Genomic DNA, 3,651 nt, shown 5'->3' with positions numbered 1-3,651 from the left:
CCCCGGAAGGCGACGCGGCCGCCGAGCCCGCGCTCCGCGACGCGGGCTTTCAGGTCCTCCCGAAGCTCGCCGCCGCCGATCAGGTCGAGGCGCCAATGCAGGTCCGGCGGAAGGGCCGCGAGCGCGTCGATCAGGTCGTCGTGCCCCTTCTTGGCGACGAGCCGGCCGACGCTGAGGATCCGAATCGGATCCTGCGCATCCGTGCCGTCGCGCGGCGGCCGGAGGGGCGGCGCCGGAAAGCGGGCGAGATCGAGGCCGTGATAGGCCAGCGCGACGGAGCCGGCTTCCGCTGCCGCCCGACCCGCCGACACCGCCCGCAGGCGGCCGAGGCCGTCGCGGGTGCAGGTCACCCCCCAGGCCGCGTCGGAGAGCTTGTCGGACAGCTCGCGGTCCGGCGTCGTCCAGATGTCCTTGGCGTGCGCGGAAAAGCTCCAGCTTCGCTCCGTTAGGAGCGCGGCGTACCGCGCGACGCTGGCCGGCGTGTGGAGGAAATGCGCGTGCAGGTGCCGGACCGCCTCGGGCAGCTCTCGCGCCAGCACTAGAGCCTGCCCGAGGCGGCGGATGCGCGAGGTGGTCGGGTCGTGCAGGAAATCCGTGGCGAATTGGAGCGCCAGCGCGACGAAGCGCCGGCGGCGGAGGCCCCAGGCCAGCCCGCGCAGCACCCGCAGGGGCGCCTCGTGCAGGTATTCGGGGAGGTAGGCCACCGGCGCCGCGATCGCGTCGTGCATCGGATGGCGGCTCGCGTCGGTCGGGCGGCGCAGCGACCAGATCGCCAGTGCGAGGCCGCGGCCCTCGAGCGCCAGGATCTCCTGCGCGATGAAGGTCTCCGACAACCGCGGATAGCCCTTCAGCACGATCGCGATGCGCGCCTCGCTCACGGCCTGTCACCGAGGGCGAGGACGGGTGCGCCAGCGTTCAGCACGCGGACGCGCTCGGCGATCCGGTCGAGGCCGCCGAGCAGGTCGGGGATCCGCGCGCGCGACGGAGGCGCCTGGTCCGGCAGGGCCCGGAGCGCCGCCGCCATGCGCATGGGGTCGCGCCCGTCCGCCTCCAGCACGGTGCGGGCGAGGCCGAGGCCTTCGGCGGCCACCGCGCGGATCTCCTGCTCGCGCCGCGGCGTGGTGCGCGGCACCAGCACCGCCCGCTTGTCGAAGGACAGGATCTCGCAGAACGTGTTGTAGCCGCCCATCGCCACGACGCCTGACGCCTTCTCCATCAGCAGCTCGATCTCGCTGTCGAAGGTGATCGCGGAGAGCCGGCCCGGCAGCCGCGCGATCCGGCCCAGAAATGCCGCCCGGCTCTTCGAGGCGAGGAAGGGTCCGAAGGCGATCAGCGCGGGAAGCGGGATCGCGGGATCGGCCTCGTAGGCCGAGATCACCCAGTCGATCAGCCCGTCGCCGTCGCCGCCGCCGCCGGGGGTGACCAGGATGAACGGCTCGGCCGCGACGCCGGGCTCGGCCCGGTCCGGTCGGGCGCGCGGCGCGGCGCGGTGGAGATAGCCGGTATAGGTCGTCCGGTCCGAGAATTCCGCACCCACGGGAAGCGCGGCCAGCGGCCGGTGGATGCGCGCGAGGCCGTAGATCCAGATCTCGTCGTAGAACCGGCGGACCGCCTCCGAAGCGCCCTTGCGCTCCCATTCCGGCACGAGGCGGTCGGGGTCGTCGAGGACGTCGCGCAGGCCCAGCACCACGCGGCAGCCGCGGGCGCGCAGGTGCTCCAGCGTCGGCAGCATCTCGCCGTGGAAGCCCGTCGGCTCCTTATCGACGATCACGAGGTTCGGCCGAAAGTCGCGGGCGGTGCGCAGGACGATGTCGGCGCGCCGGGCGACCGTCTCCTGCAGCGACGCCTGCGGGTCGAGCCCGGCATAGCTGCCGTCGGCGCGCTTGGTCACGCCGGGCACGCGCACGGAGGAGACGCCGCGGGCGAAGGCGAAGCGGGCGACCACCGTCGAGCCGGAGACGATCATCGCCTCGACCTCGCCGGTGCCGGCCAGCGCGTTCGCGATGGTGCGCGAGCGGCGCAGGTGCCCGAGCCCGAACGTGTCGTGGCTGTAGATCAGGACGCGGCTCGGGCGCATCACGGTCTCATCCTCGAACGCCCCCTCGCGCCGCCGCCATCCGCGCCCCGGCACGCGCAGCGCGCGCAGGCGCAGCGTCGCAGCCGGTCTGCGGTCGCACAAGCCGGGCCGCCGTGACAATGCCTCGCGTGGGACGACACCGCATTCCGGAGTGACGGAGGCCCGGGGCTGTGAGTCCGCGCACGCTCGGGCTTCGCCTTTTCGTTGCACGATGACATGCGTGTGACGCGCGGGCTCGCGAGAGGGTATGGGAGCCGGAACGGGGGCCGGGGACGGGCGATGCGGGATCTGGAGCCGACGCTGTTCGGCTATATCTGGCGACATTCGAAGCGCGACCAGTTCGCGATCTGCGCCGTCGTGCTCGCATCGCTGCCGTTCTACTTCGCCTCGCTCGACCTGCCCAAGCGCATCGTCAACGACGCCATCTCCGGCAAGGCGTTCAAGGGCGGGCGCGAGACCGTCGACTTCCTCGATCTCATCATCCACTGGCCCGGCTGGCTCGGCGGCGAGCAGCAGGTGCTGTTCTCGGGCTTCGAGGTCGACCGCACCGGGCTGCTGTTCGGGCTCTCCGGGCTGTTCCTGACCCTCGTGCTGATCAACGGCGCGTTCAAGTTCTGGATCAACCTCAGCAAGGGCGTGCTCGGCGAGCGCATGCTGCGGCGCCTGCGCTTCGAGCTGTTCTCGCTGATGCTCCGCTTTACCCCGGACACGACGCGCGAGGTGAAGTCGTCGGAGACGGCGACCATCATCCGCGACGAGGTCGAGCCGATCGGCGCCTTCATCGGCGACGCGATCGTGGTGCCGTGCTTCCTCGGCACGCAGGCGGCGACCGCGCTGATCTTCATCCTGATGCAGAACCTGTGGCTCGGGCTCGTCGCCGGCTCGATCGTCCTCGTGCAGATCGTTGTGATCCCGCGCCTGCGCCGCGAGATCATCCGCTTGAGCCGGAAGCGCCAGATCGCGTCGCGGAGCTTCGCCGGCCGGGTCGGCGAGGTGCTGGACGGGCTCGAGGCGGTCACCGTCAACGACACCGGGCGTTGGGAGCGTGCCGAGATCGGCGGCCGGCTGTTCAGCCTCTACGACCTGCGCCTGCGGATCTACCGGCGCAAGTTCCTGGTGAAGTACCTGAACAACCTGCTCGCGCAGGTGACGCCCTTCCTCTTCTACGCGATCGGCGGCCTGTTCGCGCTGCGCGGAGAGCTCGACATCGGCCAGCTCGTGGCCGTGCTGGCCGCCTATCGCGATCTGCCGCCGCCGCTCAAGGAGCTGATCGACTGGGACCAGCAGCGCCTCGACGTCGAGGTGAAGTACGAGACCGTCGCCGCCCACTTCGCGCCGCACCGGCTGCGGCCGTCCGAGCCGGAGGGCCAGGGCCTGGTACGGCCCCTCGGCGGCCCGCTCGAGCTGGACGGCGTCAGCCTCAAGGATCCCCTCGGCGGCCCGGCGCTCGAGCTCGGGGCCGTCAGCCTGCCGATGCCGGTGCAGGCCGCGATCCTCGCCCCCGCGGGCGGCCTCGGCCACGTGGTCGCGCGGCTCGTCGCCGGGCTGCAGGCGCCGCAGGGCGGAACGGTGCG

General features: G+C 72.2%; 3 protein-coding genes. 1 reads left to right on the top strand and 2 read right to left on the bottom strand.

Annotated elements, in window-relative coordinates:
* Window positions 1-878, bottom strand: an 878-nt coding sequence (locus tag FV223_RS22715; RefSeq protein WP_147729114.1) for a glycosyltransferase, incomplete at its 3' end; no start/stop codon positions are given.
* The gene (locus tag FV223_RS22710) at window positions 875-2,179 is read right to left on the bottom strand and encodes a glycosyltransferase (RefSeq protein WP_348644818.1); all 1,305 of its coding nucleotides are present in this window, start codon (window positions 2,177-2,179) and stop codon (window positions 875-877) included. The genes FV223_RS22710 and FV223_RS22715, both read right to left, overlap by 4 nt.
* 177 nt (window positions 2,180-2,356) lie before the next feature.
* On the opposite strand from FV223_RS22710, the gene FV223_RS22705 reads away from it, so the two are divergent.
* Window positions 2,357-3,651 (top strand): ABC transporter transmembrane domain-containing protein (locus tag FV223_RS22705; protein WP_147729113.1); only part of this gene is annotated, 1,295 nt, incomplete at its 3' end.

Source organism: Methylobacterium sp. WL116 (assembly GCF_008039455.1).
Classification (GTDB): Bacteria; Pseudomonadota; Alphaproteobacteria; order Rhizobiales; family Beijerinckiaceae; genus Methylobacterium.
This window is presented reverse-complemented; position numbering and strand designations above follow the sequence as displayed.